This window comes from Rosistilla carotiformis (assembly GCF_007753095.1).
GTDB lineage: Bacteria > Planctomycetota > Planctomycetia > Pirellulales > Pirellulaceae > Rosistilla > Rosistilla carotiformis.
This window is the reverse complement of sequence record NZ_CP036348.1, coordinates 7217340-7233721: the sequence shown is the minus strand read 5'-3', so window position 1 is coordinate 7233721 and position 16382 is coordinate 7217340. Positions and strand designations below refer to the sequence as shown.

The following is a 16382-nucleotide window of genomic DNA, read 5'->3' as shown; positions in this document are numbered from 1 at the left end:
CGTTGTTTTGCATGAATTGGATCACCAAATAGCGACACAAGCGATCGTCGCTATCTGGTGCATTGGTGAGAAACTGCAGCGTGACTTTGGCTAGAGCCCAAAAACGCCACAAGCTTGCGGTTCATCGAACGAATCAGTATTCGCCGATAACCTCGCCCCAGTCGATCGTCCCCAACGCGGCATACGTTGGCAGGTCGATGGTCTCGGGAAGCAAGGTGACCGAGCCGTCGCCACGCAAGAATTGGGCACCGCCGGGATGGGCGCTACTGGCGGCGTAAGAACTGCCGCCGCTGATAGGGTAGTCTGTATCGTTGGAGAATCGATTGATCCGCGTTCGAATTGAAAACTGGTAGCTATTGTCGATTGGCCCGGGCAGGTTATGCCAGCCCATCCACATCGAGCTGTTGTAAGGAGCCAGGCCGGCACGTTCGACCATGACAATCGTGTTGCTGGTTCCATCGGTGATGTCGCGGAACCGGACTTTCGAGTCTTCGTAGAAGGTCGCTTTGCGATCAGCAGTCTTTGCACCAGCGGCGTCGTAGCTGACGGCCGTATAAATGCCGACATAGTTCGCCTTGGCGAATGCGCCGCTGTCGTTTGACTTCATCCGCTCGTTCAGATCGGAACTGGGGTCCGATGGGCAGATGTAGGCGGGGATTATCGTTTTTGCCAGGGGGGTAGTGCCGGTCGACACAATGGCCGGGTTGCTATGCCAAGCCGGTGCTGTCGCGGTGTTTCGACCAATGTAGGCGCCTGCAGCGGAGAGTTGATCGTGCAGTGGGCCTTGCTCGATCTGTGGCAGGATGAGAGCCAGCACGCCGAGTCGGCTCACGGTGAGCTCACCCGGCGGAAACGACCGATAGGTATCGTGATAGTTGTGCAGCGCCAGACCAATCTGCTTGAAATTGTTGCTGCATTGCATCCGCCGCGCCGCTTCACGTGCCGCTTGAACCGCCGGAAGCAACAATCCGACCAAAATACCAATGATTGCAATAACGACGAGCAGTTCGACGAGCGTAAAACCCGTGCGGGAAGAGCTAGAAACCTTCTTGAAACACTTCATGCAGATACCCTAGGAGGACGTGATATTGGCATGAGACACCCTCAGCCAATCACTCGTGTTGTCTAGTTATAAAACCCATCAACTTCCGCCTAGTCAGGAACGATGGTAACACGTCAGACATGTGACATCAACCAAAATAAGGGAAAGGTGCTCAAAAATGCTGGCAAAAGATGGGGTTCGATCGAGAGCAAGAAGATCGCAAAGAGACGACTAGGCACGGGCGTTGGCCTCGAACCGAGGTCCGATTCCGATTACGAACCCATATAAGGACAGTCACGGGGTTTGGTGCAACAAGAAATAGCTAGAAGAACAACGCAGGCCAGCAGTCGACTGGGCGAATCACCTGTTTGAATCACACGAACATGTCGCAACTCTCAGGGCAGTCGACACGAGCGGAGCTTCACAAATGGGATTGGCCCACGTCAGACCATCGACACCACGCCTCCTGCGAACCAGCCGCTCTCAGTGACCGTAAGACATTGCCCAAGCAGGGCTTAAGGAAGGCGGACACGCAACGCACCCCAGCCTGCCTTGCCTCGACAACCCATGGCTCGTTGGACACGTTTTCGCGGAGCGAAAGGCGACCTTCTACAACCGGGTTCCGCTGGCCACGAGGTATCCTTTGACCGGCTGGATCTCGATGCTGTGAAACAACACCGGCATCTGGTCGGTATACCATTCTTCATCCTTGCCGACCAAGACGACGCGTCCGCCCGAGCGAAGCGCTTTGTGCGCGGTCGCCATGAACAATTCGGCGATCCGAAAATCGGCGTAGTAGGGTGGATTGCCGAGAACCAAATCGAAGCTCCCCGGCGCATCGATCTGTCCGGTGTCCGAAACGCTTGCCGTTACGTTGGTCAACTGGTTCAATTCGGCTCCGGCCAGTACGCACTGCACCGCGCGGGAATTGCTATCGATGCAATGGACCGTCACCTGATCGGCCGCCGTGGCGGCGGCCAGCGAAACGGTTCCGGCACCACAGCCAAGGTCCAAGACACGCATTCCCGCTTCGATCGGCATCGCGTCGATCAGATGCCGCGCTCCCGGATCGATCCGTCGATGCGAAAAGACGCTGGGACGCGAGTAGACCTTCAACAGCCGACCGCGATCGCGGATCGCAAACTCACAGCCGTAATTCTTCTGTTTCTTAAGCTCCGCCGTCTTCACGCAACCGTAAGCGATCGAATCGCTGCCGGAGATGATCGTCGGCTTCACGCCCAGCTTAAGTATCTGCTCGTGCACCCATTTGTCGGTCGGGTTGTCGACAGCGACCCACAACTGGCCACCGATCTTCATGGCATTGAAGAAGGCTTGCAATTGATCGCGTACCAATTCGGTCTCGCCGCGGCGGCCCAGTGGCAGGACCGCCAGATCGTACTGGTGTTCGGGAGGATCGGGGTCGCAGAGGATGTTCAGCGACGCCGGAGGATTGGGGTGATCCCCCCTCGCGTGATTCGCTTGGTATAGGTCGATGTACCAACAATCGACGCGGTTGTACTGGTTCGACGCGGCCAAGGCAGCCGCCAATTGAGCGCGCCCCAACGACGTGGTGAGCACGTCTCCTGCGGCAGGCAGCAGTTTGCCCTCGCTGAACTGTTGGATCAGAAACTGTTCCGCTGGCCGAGCGGGCAAAGCGTGAGGCGATGGTTCGGGAAGCGGGCTGTCAGGCATTGGGTTCCGTGAGGGTTGGGTTACGCCGGGGACCAGGTGAGTTGCCGGCCGCCGAGCACGTGGAAGTGTAGATGCAGCACCTCCTGGCCTCCCTCGGGGCCGCTGTTGGTGATCACGCGATAACCTTTTTCCAGCCCCAATTGCTCAGCAACTTGGCGGATCACACCAAACAAGTGACCGATCAACGCGTGATCTTCCGGCTCCAGATCGGCAACGCTGCGGATCGCCTTCTTCGGGATCACCAACACGTGAACCGGAGCTTTGGGAGCGATATCGTGAAACGCCAGACAGAGATCATCCTCAAAGACGATCTTGGCGGGAATTTCCTTGCGGATGATCTTGGAGAAAATGGTTTCAGTCATCGGTCGGCTCGTGAGGCAAATAAAACACGGCGGATCAGAGGCTGCCAAGCCTCTGCAGGGGACTGGCTTGACCGCCGTTGAACGGTCCGCGTGTTTATTCTACCCGGGCGTCGCCGATTCGTCACCGCGTGCGAAGAACGCAACGGCTTGAACCCTACAATCCCTTGTAGCCGGCGAAACTGCGTCCCGATTTACATGCTGGCCCAGCGACTGCCGGCGTAGCGGTCGTTCAGCAGGTTCCGCGCGGCGACGGAGCGGTCGGGATTCTTTACCTGTTCCCAAAGCTTGCTCAGCTGATACAAGGCTTCGGCGTGGATGTCGGGTTCGCTGTAAAACAGTACGTCGACATGCAGGTAGGCCATCAGGGCTTCTTTGGGCTTGTTGGCCTTTAGATAACAGGCACCCAATGCGTTATAGGCGCGGCCAAACAATTCCGCGTCCGATTCGTCGTTGTCGGCAATCAACTTCTGGATCGCAGCGATCGCGGCATCGGCTGCTCCCGTTTCCGCTTGGCATCGCGCCACGCCTACTTCCGCTAGTAACTGCTGCCGTTTGATCTCCGGCGTGGCAGCGGAAACGCCCGCTAGTGAGGCAAATTTCTTTTGTGCATTGGCGTAGTCCTGCTGTGCCAATAAGGCGCGGGCTTCCAGCATCACCGCGTGCATCTTGTATTCGGGCCAAGGAGCCTGCGCCGAGATCGCGCCGTAATATTTGATCGCTTCGGGAGCCTTGTTCAAGGCCACGGCCAGATCGCCCAGCGTTTCCGCCGCCGCAAAGAAGTGATGGCTTTTGGAAGCTTTCCGAACGAAGGCCAACATCGCCGCCGCAGCCTTTGCCTTGTCGCCACCGCTGGAAAGGGCTAGCTTGCCTTCGCAGAGCGCCAAATAAAATTGCAGGTCTTGCAAAATGATCGTCCGTGTGACGCTGGCCGGATTGATTTTCTTCAGCTCGTCCATCGCCGCTTGGTAGTCGCCCGCCGACACGCGGGAGCGCGCTTGTTTCAGCTCCGGCGGATCTTCCTTAAAACCAAGCCGGCGAATTTCGTTGACCGCGATCTCTCGGTCGCTTCCTTGGACCTTGATCGTAACGGTTGTCGGTGTGGAATCGACGAATTCGCCATTCATCGGGGCGCCACGCAGCGGATAAACTTGGTCGAACTGGGCGTTCACCTCAGTCGAAGCTCCGAGCAACAACAAGACAAGGCAGGCAGCCCTTCGTATCCGGCCAGCCATCGGCTTGTCGCAGCGAGCGCTCCGAACGGTTCCGTGGAAACCAACGTTCTCAAAACTCATTGACCTTCTCCGCTGTCCGCATCATTGGTGGGTTGTGGGATGTTCGGAAGTCCAACAGCGGGTTTGCCCTGCGCCGTTTGGATTTCCTTTAGTGTTTCGTCGTATTTGGTGGGCCACTGATCGCCACCGAGCGTGGGATACAGCCTTTGCGTTTGGGAAAGACTGCGTTCGGCATTGCTCAGCAGTTTGTCTTTGTCGGCACCCTGACGCGACGCAGCCAATGCCAGCGCGCTGCGGGCGTATTCGTAACGCGCTTCGTAAAACGTGTTCCGGAATTGTGGATAGGTGATCGTCGTTTTACCGATCTTCGCCCAACCCCAGACCGAAGGTGCGGCGCTGCCGGGACCATTCATCGCTTCCAGATATTTGTCAGCATCCTGCTGGCCCCAGTCTTGCAACAGCTTGGCCGCTTCGACCTGCACGTTCAACATCATCGCATTTTTTGCCAATACCTCTTCGAAGATCGCCAGCGCTGCATCGAAGGCGCCCGTCGTGGCTTGCACCTGCGCCATCCGCAATTTGATCTGCGTTGCAGTCCCCTCGGGCAGGTCGGGACGCTGCAACATGTTGTCGAAGGCGGCGATCGATTGATCGTAATACTTCTTCGCATCGGGACCGATCGCGCCGTCGGTCGTGAATCCCGCCCCCAAACTGGAGAAGGTTTCGGCAACCCAGTTCAAGACGTTCAGGTCGCTCGACCCGCTGCTCAGCTGTTCCAAGAACGCTTCGAAAACGACCGACAACGCTCGCTTGTCTTCATCCGACTGAGCGGCTTTCATCTGGCGTTCGATGTCTTGGGCCAAGCTGATGTAGACGCTCAACATCCGCTGCGTGCCCGCTTCGTCGTCGGCGACCGCCTGCTGCATCGACGTCATCACGCCTTTGGCTTTCTCCATCATTGCATCGCCGTTTTCGCCCAACGAACCGATATAGGCACGAAGCGCGGTCCGGTAGGTCTCTTCGATCATCACCGGATTGCTGACCGATGGATCCTTTTTATCGACCAGCGTCAGCGGGCCGACTTGCCCGTTCTCAAGGACTTCGACAGCTTTGGGGCCTTGCAGCGTTTCGACGTAGGCCTGCGCCAGCGACAGCATTGCAGTGACCGTTGTCGTGTCGGCGGGGCCTTTGGCCGCCAGACTGGCAAACGCAGCGGACAACAGTTCGATCGTCCCCTTCTGCAGCGTCTCCAACTCCGCTCGCTCCTTGGCCAGATCGGTTCCCTCGGGAGCTCCCTCTTGTTCCCATGTGCGTACTTGTTGGGAATGTGTGATGTATCGCCCCCACATCGCCTGGCCGGTTTGCAATTCAGCCAGTAAACGCCCCGCCGATCCGGCAGGTATCCGCTGCGTCAGTTGTTTCGCGAGGGGCAGATCGCCATCGTTGATCACAAACGGGATCACCGTCGTCAACGCTTCGGCAGCTTCGGGACGCTTGGGCCAGGTGTCGGCGATGTACATCGCCAGCGTCGTGATCCGTTCGGCTTCGAAGTCGGCATCGGCCGCATCGGCTTGATCGTACAGGGTGACATAACTGGCCAGCGCGATCTTGGCCGAAGGGACGGCGCCGGCGGAAGTGGGGTGCCGGCGGGCGACAAATTCACCCATCAACGCCGCTTCGAATGGCTTTTGTTCCAGGTAATACAAATAGCACATGAAGTAGCGGACAAAATTGACTTCCGATTGCGGCGTCTCGCGATCGGCCAGCGAAAGGGCCGTTCGGAAGAATCGCATCGCTTTGTCGCGAGCCCCTTGCGCCGCCGCTTGGCTCGCCTTCAACTTCTCTTGCAACGACTTCTTGGCAGCTTCGTCTTTTGCTGCCGCTAATTCGCCGGCGACTTGTTGGACCGCCGCATCGCTGCTGGCGATCGCTTGCAACGCCTCCTGGCCAGCAACCTTGGCGTCTTCAAAGTTCTCAGGGACAAATTCGACTTGCGCGTCCTCGGGGCCGCCCAAGCGAGCGGCCAGTCGGCGGGCTTCGTCTTGGAATTCGGAGCGTACTTTGGCGACCGCCTCCGCATGCGTACGGGCCTCGGCGATCGACCGGCTGACCAATCGTTTGTCGCTTTCCCCCGCGTCGTCGGCTTGCATTTTGTAAGCCTTGGCGAGACTCAACCGGATCGCGAGCCAATCGGGTTCGCGGTCTTCGTGGGGTCGTGCCAATCCGATCCAGCGATCTCCCTGCTTGATCGCTTCAAGGTATTTTTGTTGCGAGTTATCGAGCCAGCACTCCATTGCCAATCGGAGCGTCTTGGTCTTGAGAACGCGAAATGCATCGGGTTCGTCGGGCTGGTCTAGCAGTTCGCCGTAGTAGCCCAGTGCATCGCGAAGTCGTCCCAATCGCTGGTTGCAGCGGCCTTGATACATCCGCGCATACAAGCCGGCCAAACGCGTGCGATATTCTTTATAGATCTCGTCGTACAGCGTGGCCGCTTCGATCAGATACTTCTTCTGCTCGGGCGAACCCGCCGGCACGGTTTCGGCAGATTCCTCGCGAATCGCCGCGGCCAGCAGTTGGGTTTGCAAGTTATCGGCTCGCAACTGGGTTCGCTGCTGGATCAATGCCGCCTGCTTGCGATCCTTGGAATCGAGGACCTTGGGGATTTTGTCCAGCTCCGCATTGACCGACTTGTTCAGTTCCGCCAGCACCGCGGCGGCTTCGTTATATTGTTTGGTTGCCTGCTGAAGCAGCTTGGGCCCGCCGCCGTCATTGGCTTGCTGGACACTCATCCGCGCCCGTTCGGCGATCAAGCCTGCCAGTTGGCTGCGGGCGGCATTAACTTGCGGGCTGTCTGGTTTCGCTTTCGCAAACGCCTTCAGCGCCGTTTCGGCATCGCTGAGATATTTAGTTCTCAGTTTGGGATCGTTCTGCGACCGCGAGGCGTCGATCAGCGTCACGCCGCGTTCGTATTCGATTGCCTCTTTCAGGTCCTCTGGGGCCGCCGGATTGGTTTGCAGCGACTGCAAATAGTCCAGCGCGATATCGTGATAGCCGCGTGCCCGAAGCCCATCGAGGAAGGCGCGGGCAGGCTCAGCCGCCGAGGCGGGGATCACCATGCCAATCAGCCAGCAGGCGATGATCTGTAAACAAAATCGTTGCATTTTCTTAGATTAGTCGTGCTGCTAGTTGGATTGCGTAAAGCCGGGAGCCCGTGCAAGTTAAGCTGAAACCGGATGTCGAAGCAAGCATATTACGATGCTCCAAGCTTCGACTTCCCCTTGAACTTCCGTAATAATTAAGCGGAACATGATCGACGACGCGGAAACATCGCGCCGTCGACGCACTATACTTGCGTCCCAGGGCCGCTCCCTTCCCACATTTTAATAGGATTGAATTGGTGGACGAGCAAGACTTCATGGACTTGTACGGTTTAATGCGAGGTAATTCCGACGCGACCTCCGTGATGGATGCTCAGGGCCTGTTCGCGCTAAAGGATTACCGACAAACGCTCGAAAAGCTGCAAGGGATCCAACAACGCTACGAGTCCAGCAAAATTCGCGTGATGCGGACGAAGATCGAAGAGACTTCGGGGCGGAAGTCGAGCGAGCAGGAAGCGAAGGAGCGGCGGCTGCAGAAAAAGCAAACCCGTTACCGCGAGGTGATGGAAAAGTTGGATGAGATGCAGGCGGCGCTGCCGGCGTTGATCCAACGCGCCGAAACGCGGAAGGCGCGCGAACTGCAGGCGCAACAAGCCGACGCGGTCGATCAATCGCACGAGGATACGCTCGATGTCCAGGCGAGCGAGGAATTGACGCACAGCGGCGAAGAGGAGATGCCTTCGCTGGAGGAGTTCATTCGCGAATTTGTCGCTGCGCCGGCAGCAATCAGTCAACGTGAATTGATCGACCGCTGCTTCAAGGTTCGCCCCGTCGGCAATGTCAAAGACGTGCGAACCGGTGAACTCTATTTCATCGATGGTGGCGGACAGACCTACCTGGCGATCGTTCGCAAGTCGGACAACCCGCAGCGTGTGCGTCTGAAGTCGGCGATCACCGGAGAGCGGTTGCGAACGATCGATCTTCCAACTTTTTTAAAGTTAGGGCAGCGCGACCGGGTCGTCCGGCTGAAGGCGCTTCCGCAGCGCGCCGGCGACAACGAGGCTTCTCAAATTTCGACACCAGCTCCCGTTCAAGAATCAACGCCCGCGGCACCGCCCATCGAAGATGATGACGACGTCGTGATCGGTGGCAATGCGCTGCAGGAATCGGCAGAGACGGCGAAGATCCTGGACAAGGGAGCGTTCTCGCAGCTTGCCGACGCCGCAAATCGGTCGGGGATCTGTCCGGGAGCCGACTTGATCGCCCATGTCCGCGATCGCGATTTCCGGCTCGGAAATTTTCAAGACGCACTGCAGACGATGGAAGGGATCTACGGCAAGTTCACGGCCGCAGCCGCTTCGCGAACGGCACAGCTGCGGCAAGAGGATGCCGCGATCCAATCGGGACGCGTGAAAATGTCCCCTAAGGACCTGGCGGCGAAACGGGCTCGCGACGCAGCGCAAAATCAATTGATCGAACGGGCTCGCAATCGCTTCTCCCGCGTCTTGGACGGATTGCGCGTGCTACTGAGGAAAGAGACTGGCGAAGACTGATCGAAAGCAATCGCCGCTCGCCGTTTCGCGATTCCATTCACTCTTCGTTTGTATCGTCGCCAAATTGCATCGGTGCGACAGGATCGCCCGCCGGCTGGAAGAAAACGTTGTCCGGCGGTGTTGGTTCTCCGCCCTGCAGGCACTTGGCTGCTTGCCGTCGCATCTGGCGAACCAGCTGCTGACGCTCAAGGTCGCCTTGGCCCGGCAGTGCGGCGAGCATCCGCGACGTCTTTAACAGCATCTCGGCGACGCGATAATGCGCGTCGGAGACCGCGGTCGATTCCGCCTGCTCCGGTTTGGAATCGTCTTCGGTGTCCAGAGTCGATCCGTCGAGGATGCTTCCCTGGCGACGAATTAAATCCAGCACGTCGCCCAACAGCGGCTCTTCCGCCGGCGCGGTCGACGATTCGCCTTGCAGCGCGCTGCGGATCGAATCCTGGATCTTTTGATCCGCGTCGGGGGCTGGCGATTCCTGTCCATAAGCTCTCAAAATGACAAGCGACGAGAACATACCGATGGCGACCAACGTCACGAGCATCCACTGCGCCGAACCGATAATTTTGTTGTGCGACATCTTTCCCAACTCCTTGGCTACATCTTTAACGCTTCGTCGTAGACCCCAAACACACTCATGGCCATCTTCAAAATAATAGCGACCAACAGGATGGTTACGGCAGCCCAGATCACGCCGGTCATCACACCGACCAGGACTCGCGTGGCCGTTTTGGCGCGTTGATCGTAGATGTCAGCGAGGTTTCCAAGCGATTCGGCGTCGGTTCCCGAGAGTTCGGCGACCTCGACAAAGTGCAGGAATTCTTCGGGGAAGATGCCGGTGGAGGCAAATGATTCGGTGAGAGTTCCGCCCGATTTGATCGTTGCGATCGCAGTGTCGGCCCGCGAGGCGAAGTGATCGTTCTGCGTGCTCTGCAACGCCATCTTCACGCTCCGCATCGCATCCATCCCCGAGTCCAATGCTAGCGAAAGCGTCCAGCAGATCCGCGACAGCGCGATCGTCTGCAGCGCTTCCCCCGCCTTGGGAATCCGATAGACGAGGGCGAACAATCGGTGGCATCCAAACGCGTTGAACTTGATCGCCAGCACCACCGCAGCGATCGAGCCGAAGAACAACGTGACCAGCGTGAGATACTGTGTCATGTTCAAACCGACGGCGTTGAATTCCGATCCAAGCATCTGCGTGATCAGAATCGCCAACCCGATCACCCCGATCCCGGCGATCAATTGCAACATCGGCCAAGCGATCCCCATCAGAAACATCCGCTGCATCGCGATCCGATGGTCGTAGTGATCGGCCAATTCCTTGAGCGTTCGTTCCAGCCGCCCCGTCGTCTCGCCGATGTGAACCATTTGGATCATCAGCGGCGGGAAATATTTCCCCTCGGCAACGTCGATCATCGCGCGAGCCATCGGCGTGCCGTCGCGGAGCTGGGCGGCGACCGCTTCCATCGCCGCTTTGTGCTTTGGCGATCCGTGCTGCGCTTCCCGCTGACACAGCTTCAGCAGGTCGACGCCGGCGTGAAACCCCGTCGCCATTCGGCGACAGAACCTCGCCGCTAACGCTTGGCTCATCCCTTTCGAAAACACCCGCTATCGACTCCGTTGGATTGGTTGAAACGTGGCGAACTCAGCGAACAATTAAATCTTCGCCAGCTGCCGGCACGTCGCTGACAGTTGACGCAATGAAACGTGGCGAACTCAACTGAAGTTTAACCGCAGTTCGCGCGTCGTGCCCTGGTGACCTTCGCCGCAAAATGAATGACCTCACTGCAGCGGCCAGACCCAGGGGATCATGACCATCGCCACGGCGAACACGATCAAATCCAACGGCCCGCCAAACCGCAGGTAATCGGTGAAGCGATAGCCGCCGGGGCCGTAGACCATCAGATTGGTTTGATATCCAAAAGGCGTGGCAAAGCCGGCCGATGCGGCGATCATCACCGCGATCGCAAAGGGCAGCGGATCGACGCCAGGCATGCTCGACGCCGCGCTCCAAGCCATCGGGAACATCAGCGCCGCCGCCGCGTTGTTGGTGATCAATTCAGTGCAGAGCATCGTCGATAGATAGACCGCTGCCAGGACAAACATCGGGTTGTTGCCGGCGAGCAATAAGATCGTGTCGGCGATTCCCGCTGCTGCGCCGGTCGTCTCCATCGCTTTGCCAATTCCCAAGGCGGCGCCGATCACGACAAGCACCGACCAGTCGATCCCACGCCGCGCTTCGGTCGACGTGCAGCAACGCGAGCAGATCATGGCGATCACCGCACAGAGCGCTGCAGTGGTCAGATCCAGGAAACCGCTTGCCGCAGCCAGGACCATCAGCGTGATCACACCCAAGGCGATCCAGGCCCGTTCGGGACGCCGAACCGAAGCGTTTTCAACGGCACTGACTAAGAAGAAGTCGCGAGTATCGCGGCGAGATTGAGTGAACGAAGCGGGCGCATCCAACAGCAGCACGTCGCCCGGTTGCAGCACGACATCGCCCAGCTTGCCCGGCACGCGGCGGTCGCCTCGAGCGACGGCGATCACGGCGGCTCCGTAATGCGTACGGAAGCCTCCCTCGCGAATCGATTTGCTGACCAACGGGCACCGCGGCGAAACAACCGCTTCGACCAGCGATCGGTTCCAGGCCGGCGCGGCGACTTTCCTCGCCTGTTCCGACGCGATCTCGAGCCCACGAATCTTTTGCAGATCGACGACCGATTCGAGCATCCCGACGAAGATCAAGATATCGCCCGACTGCAGCTTCTGTGTCGGCCGAACCGCTTGAAAGACTTCGCCCCCCCGTTCGATCTCGGCGAGGTAGAGGCCTGGCAGATGTCGCAGCCCCGCATCTTCGATCGATTGACCGGCCAAGGGACCGCCCGGAACCACCTCCATCTCCACGGTGTACTGCCGCGGATCGTCGCTGGTGCTGACCGCGGGCTTGCGATCGCGCATCAACCAGCGGCTGCCAACGGTCATGTATAGGATCCCGATCAAGGTCGCAGGCAATCCAACCCAAGCGGGTTCAAAAAAGTGCAGCGGCCGCCCACCGGGACTCTGTTGGATCATGTCGTAGACCATGATGTTGGTGCTGGTTCCCATCAGGGTGCACATTCCGCCAAGGATCGCGGCGTAGCTGAGCGGCAGAAAGAACTTGCTAGGGCTGACCTGCATCTTCTTCGCCAGATCGGTCACGACCGGCAACATCGCAGCGACGATCGGAGTGTTGTTCAGGAACGCGCTTAACGCCGCCACGGGAGCAACTAATCGCAGCTGTGCATCGACGGTAGACTTCGGTCGCCGCAACAGCCAACTGGTTGCCAGTTCGGTGCCGCCGGTCAATTCCAGCCCAACGACCGCAGCGAACAACAGCGCGATCGTAACGACGCTGCGGCTGCCAAATCCGTCGATCGCTTGAGCGACGGTCGGCAGATAAAAGGTTGCCTCCGGGTTCAACGACCGGCTGTCCAAGGCAAACGCTGTCGACAGTTCGCCGACCGTGACCAAGGCGGCCAGGCTGGCCAGGACCAATAGATCGGTCGATGCCCAGCGGCGAGCCAACGCGTACAGCAAGACGCATACGATGGCGATCGTAAACCAACTTTCCCAAACCAAGTGCTGGAAGCTCCTTGTATCGATTGCCAACAGGGTTGCGAAACACCCCCAGCGGTGATTGCCCGCGGGGTTTTGTAATCAGGGACCATTCGAACGATCGATGGCGGCCAGGACGCGTCGGATCGGTGGCTGCACCGCTGCGATCAATTCTGCGGGCAGCGGCCGAAGAATTTTTCCAGCGTCGCTGCCTCGGGCCGCTTGGTGACCAACGAAACGAGCACCAGTGTAATTGCTGAAACGACAAATACCGCTACCACCGGGTGCAATGGCGGGACTTGTAAAAAGCCCAGCGAAAGCGGCTGTTCCGGGAAACTGTAGCGGGGGTTGCCGCCGAAATCAGAGCGGTAAAACAGTACGAACCAGGCCGAAATCGCTGCGATCACGCTGGCGATCGCTCCGGCGGCGGTCAGCCGTCGCCAATAGATCGCCGCAAAAACTAAGGGGAACAGCCCGGTGAAGCCGGCAAACGACCATAGCCCCAGGTCGAATACGCTGCGAGGCAACACGAGGCTCAAACAATAAGTAGCCAGTACCACGGCGACGACAAATGTTCGCGCGATCCTCACCGTTTTTTGATCGTCGCGCCCCTCGGAGTCCCCCGTTTGCAGAACGTCTTCGGTGAACATCGTCCCCAGGCAAAGGAATTGGCTGTCCAGCGACGACATCACCGCCGCCAGAATGCCGGCGCACAACAACCCGCCCAACAGCGGACCGGCATGCGTACTGACCAACAACCCCAGCACCGCGTTGCCGCGATCGTGCGGGTCCATCGACGCCAACGCGTCGGCGATTCCCGATTCGGGACCGCTGGCCCAGATCCCCAACAGCACGCAGGGAACCCAGACGATCATAATAAAGATCGGGTGCATCACGATCGGCAGCTTAAACGCATTGGCATTCCGGGCCGTCAACCAATGCTGGAAGACGTGCGGGAACATACCGACCGACAGCGGAATCAACAGGAACGAAAAGAAGAGCGGCTTGGGAATCTTGGCCCGCGTCAGCTGGCTCTCTTCGACTTGCGACGATGCGATCCGCAGATTCTCGATGAAGCTGTCGGTGCCGCCGATGGCACCGGCGATCACGACAAAACTGACAACTCCCAGAACCATAAAGACAGCGGTCTGGAAAGCGTTTGCCCAAGCGGTGCCTCGCATGCCGCCAAAAAAGACGTAGATCAACACGACCAGACAGATCACCGCCGACGCGATCGCTGACGGAACGCCATATCCCGACGCGGCAAACATCCCCGATTTTTCGAACGCGCCCTGCGTAACCGCTTCGACCACCGCGCCGCCGCCGAGCACGCCAACCATCAGGTAACCGATCACCAAAAAGACCAGGATCGGGAACAACAGGAAACCGATTGCGTGGCTGTCCAAGCGATCGCGAAAAAATTGAATCTGGGTGCGGTAGCCGTGGCGTTGGCCCAGTCGCCACAGTGGAACTCCGATCACAAAGAAGCACAGCGAGTGGACGATTCCGCTGGCCGAACCCAACAGCCCATACACGCCCGCTCCGGCGCGAAACGCCTGGCCCGTCGAACCGACAAGCGCAAAGGCGGTCATCGTCGTTCCGAACAGCGACATCAACAGCAGGAATGGGCCGATCGAATGGCTGGCGAACATGTAGTCTTTTGCGGTGCCGCGAAACAGCCGATTGGCGGCTAGTCCCAGCGTGATTAGCAGCGCCAGGTAGATCAGGATGACAGCCAACTGGATCATCGGTCCCCCTCCTTCAACTCACCTTCGATCGCCGCATCGGGCCAACAAAATTTGGTCGCCAGCAACCACAGCGTCGCCGCGGCGATCGAGATCCCGACGTGATAGGAGATCGCTCGGGGTAGAAACCCAAAATCGAGCGTCGCGTTGTTCCATTGCCAGTAGTCTTGGTGCAAGACCACCAGCACGACAATCAGAAACCAGATCAAATACTTCAACGCAGGACCTTTGCAGCGGGCGATCGATTAATTTGGTGGGAAATCTTCGGCACGAGGGCGTGTAATGTACCAAGTTAGCGGCCCCGCTGTCGCGATCCCCTGAGTCAGCCAATTCGACGCGCGACACCGCGACTTGTGCGATTCGGCGGTCTAGTGCGATAATCGCTCGGATGAGCAATTCAACCTACGATTACGATGTTTTGGTGATTGGAACGGGGCCTGGAGGCGAAGGTGCGGCGATGCAAGCCGCCAAAGCGGGGCTGCGAGTCGCGGTGGTCGAGCGGCACACGTCGATTGGCGGCGGCTGCACCCACTGGGGGACAATCCCCTCCAAGGCCCTGCGTTATTCGATCTCGAGCGTCATGAACGCGCTGGGCAGCCCGGTGCTGCGAGCCTGCGGCGTGCACGCCAACCCGACGATGAAGCAACTGCGCAGCAGCGCTCAACAGATCATCGGCAAACAGGTCTCGATGCGGCAGACGTTTTACGATCGCAACAACGTGCCGGTTCTGGTCGGCCAAGCGAGCTTTGTCGACGATCACACGATCCGCATCGATGGCCAGAGCGATCAGAAGGTGACGGCCAACAAGATCGTGATCGCCGTCGGTTCGCGTCCCTACCATCCGCCGGACGTCGATTTTGAGCACCCCCGAATCTTCGACAGCGACACGATTCTGGGGATCGACGAAAAGCCGTTTTCGATCACGATCTACGGCGCCGGAGTGATCGGTTGCGAATACGCATCGATGTTTCGCAATCTGGGTATCAAAGTCAATTTGATCAATACGCGGGCCAAGCTGCTGGAGTTCTTGGACGATGAGATCATCGACGCTCTCGCGTACCACATGCGCGATCAAGGCGTTGTGATTCGCCACAACGAAACGCTCGACAAAATCGAAGGGGTCGACGACGGAGTCATCTTGCATCTCAAAAGCGGCAAGCAATTGAAGAGCGATGCGCTGCTGTGGGCCAACGGCCGGCAAGGCAACACCGACGGATTGGGCTTGGAAAACGTCGGCTTAACGCCCGACAAACGGGGCCAGTTGGAGGTCGATGAGCAATTCCAAACCGCGCGCGATCATATCTATGCCGTCGGCGACGTGATCGGATTCCCCTCGCTGGCCAGTGCGGCGTATACGCAGGGCCGCGCCGCGGCGCGACACTTTTCCGACAGCGTCGAAGTCGAATCGAATCTGCGAATTCGCGACATCCCGACCGGGATCTACACCAGTCCCGAGATCAGTTCGGTCGGCAAGACCGAACGCGAATTGACCGAGGAGTGTGTGCCATACGAAGTCGGTTCGTCGCAGTTCAAGAGTCTCGCCCGGGCACAGATCACCGGCCGGACCGCGGGAATGCTGAAGATCCTGTTCCATCGCGAGACCCGCGAGGTGCTGGGCGTGCACTGTTTTGGAGCCGAGGCGAGCGAGATCATCCATATCGGCCAGGCGATCATGAATCAGCCCGAAGGACACAACACGATCGACTATTTTGTCGACACGACCTTCAATTACCCCACGATGGCCGAAGCCTACCGCGTCGCCGCCCTCAACGGCTACAACCGCCTGTTTTAGGTCGCGTATTCGCTGGAGTGGAGGCTTCAGCCGAAATACGCGCAACTCCAACCCCCGTTCGGCTGAAGCCTCGGCTTCAGTAATTCGTCGGCTAAAGCCTCCACTCCAACATTTCGTCGGCTAAAGCCTCGACTCCAGCGAAAACGTCGACTCCAGCTATTTGCGGTGCGGCATTGGGACCGGGCCTGCTATCGGCGGGCAAATCTTGGCATAATGGTGCGACCCCCAGCATCCCGCTTTCTCTGGGGGCACTCACAAATTCCAAGTAGGATGGG

At 58.7% G+C, this 16382-nt stretch carries 12 protein-coding genes; 2 read left to right on the top strand and 10 right to left on the bottom strand.

Annotated elements, in window-relative coordinates:
- Nucleotides 1–133 precede the first annotated feature (133 nt).
- From Poly24_RS26015 to Poly24_RS25995, 5 genes are all read right to left on the bottom strand, one after another.
- Nucleotides 134–1063 carry a DUF1559 family PulG-like putative transporter gene (locus Poly24_RS26015; protein WP_145102389.1) on the bottom strand — a complete coding sequence of 310 codons (930 nt, stop codon included), beginning with the start codon at nt 1061–1063 and terminating at the stop codon, nt 134–136.
- A gap of 588 nt (nt 1064–1651) precedes the next feature.
- A complete protein-coding gene (locus tag Poly24_RS26010; protein WP_145102388.1) occupies nt 1652–2734 on the bottom strand; it encodes a class I SAM-dependent methyltransferase in 1083 nt (360 codons plus the stop codon).
- A gap of 20 nt (nt 2735–2754) precedes the next feature.
- Nucleotides 2755–3096, bottom strand: coding sequence for a histidine triad nucleotide-binding protein (locus Poly24_RS26005; protein ID WP_145102387.1), 342 nt, complete (start codon nt 3094–3096; stop codon nt 2755–2757).
- A gap of 191 nt (nt 3097–3287) precedes the next feature.
- Nucleotides 3288–4388 (bottom strand): tetratricopeptide repeat protein, encoded by a 1101-nt coding sequence (locus tag Poly24_RS26000; protein ID WP_145102386.1) that lies wholly within the window; start codon nt 4386–4388, stop codon nt 3288–3290.
- On the bottom strand, nt 4385–7489 hold the full coding sequence (locus Poly24_RS25995; RefSeq protein ID WP_145102385.1) for a hypothetical protein: 3105 nt from the start codon (nt 7487–7489) through the stop codon (nt 4385–4387). The genes Poly24_RS26000 and Poly24_RS25995 overlap by 4 nt, the downstream gene beginning before the upstream one ends.
- Nucleotides 7490–7725: 236 nt before the next feature.
- Here Poly24_RS25995 and Poly24_RS25990 point away from each other — a divergent pair, with 236 nt between their 5' ends.
- On the top strand, nt 7726–8979 hold the full coding sequence (locus tag Poly24_RS25990) for a hypothetical protein (RefSeq protein ID WP_145102384.1): 1254 nt from the start codon (nt 7726–7728) through the stop codon (nt 8977–8979).
- 37 nt (nt 8980–9016) lie between these two features.
- Here the strand turns inward: Poly24_RS25990 and Poly24_RS25985 are convergent, their stop codons facing one another.
- From Poly24_RS25985 to Poly24_RS25965, 5 genes are all read right to left on the bottom strand, one after another.
- Nucleotides 9017–9553 (bottom strand): protein kinase family protein, encoded by a 537-nt coding sequence (locus Poly24_RS25985; protein WP_145102383.1) that lies wholly within the window; start codon nt 9551–9553, stop codon nt 9017–9019.
- Between the two features lie 17 nt (nt 9554–9570).
- The gene (locus tag Poly24_RS25980; RefSeq protein WP_145102382.1) at nt 9571–10566 is read right to left on the bottom strand and encodes a type II secretion system F family protein; all 996 of its coding nucleotides are present in this window, start codon (nt 10564–10566) and stop codon (nt 9571–9573) included.
- 192 nt (nt 10567–10758) lie between these two features.
- A complete protein-coding gene (locus Poly24_RS25975; RefSeq protein ID WP_145102381.1) occupies nt 10759–12594 on the bottom strand; it encodes an SLC13 family permease in 1836 nt (611 codons plus the stop codon).
- Between the two features lie 143 nt (nt 12595–12737).
- A complete protein-coding gene (locus Poly24_RS25970; RefSeq protein WP_145102380.1) occupies nt 12738–14318 on the bottom strand; it encodes a sodium:solute symporter family protein in 1581 nt (526 codons plus the stop codon).
- Complete coding sequence (locus Poly24_RS25965) at nt 14315–14533, bottom strand: DUF3311 domain-containing protein (RefSeq protein ID WP_145102379.1); 219 nt, start codon at nt 14531–14533, stop codon at nt 14315–14317. Before Poly24_RS25965 ends, Poly24_RS25970 begins: the two co-directional genes overlap by 4 nt.
- A 170-nt stretch (nt 14534–14703) precedes the next feature.
- On the opposite strand from Poly24_RS25965, the gene sthA reads away from it, so the two are divergent.
- A complete protein-coding gene (gene sthA / locus Poly24_RS25960) occupies nt 14704–16107 on the top strand; it encodes a Si-specific NAD(P)(+) transhydrogenase (protein ID WP_145102378.1) in 1404 nt (467 codons plus the stop codon).
- Nucleotides 16108–16382 lie beyond the last annotated feature (275 nt).

Bases quoted from the DNA above. Each gene is read 5' to 3' on its own strand.
- Poly24_RS26015 (WP_145102389.1), bottom strand. From the start codon at position 1,063: ATGAAGTGTTTCAAGAAGGTTTCTAGCTCTTCCCGCACGGGTTTTACG.
- Poly24_RS26010 (WP_145102388.1), bottom strand. From the start codon at position 2,734: ATGCCTGACAGCCCGCTTCCCGAACCATCGCCTCACGCTTTGCCCGCT.
- Poly24_RS26005 (WP_145102387.1), bottom strand. From the start codon at position 3,096: ATGACTGAAACCATTTTCTCCAAGATCATCCGCAAGGAAATTCCCGCC.
- Poly24_RS26000 (WP_145102386.1), bottom strand. From the start codon at position 4,388: ATGAGTTTTGAGAACGTTGGTTTCCACGGAACCGTTCGGAGCGCTCGC.
- Poly24_RS25995 (WP_145102385.1), bottom strand. From the start codon at position 7,489: ATGCAACGATTTTGTTTACAGATCATCGCCTGCTGGCTGATTGGCATG.
- Poly24_RS25985 (WP_145102383.1), bottom strand. From the start codon at position 9,553: ATGTCGCACAACAAAATTATCGGTTCGGCGCAGTGGATGCTCGTGACG.
- Poly24_RS25980 (WP_145102382.1), bottom strand. From the start codon at position 10,566: ATGAGCCAAGCGTTAGCGGCGAGGTTCTGTCGCCGAATGGCGACGGGG.
- Poly24_RS25970 (WP_145102380.1), bottom strand. From the start codon at position 14,318: ATGATCCAGTTGGCTGTCATCCTGATCTACCTGGCGCTGCTAATCACG.
- sthA (WP_145102378.1), top strand. From the start codon at position 14,704: ATGAGCAATTCAACCTACGATTACGATGTTTTGGTGATTGGAACGGGG.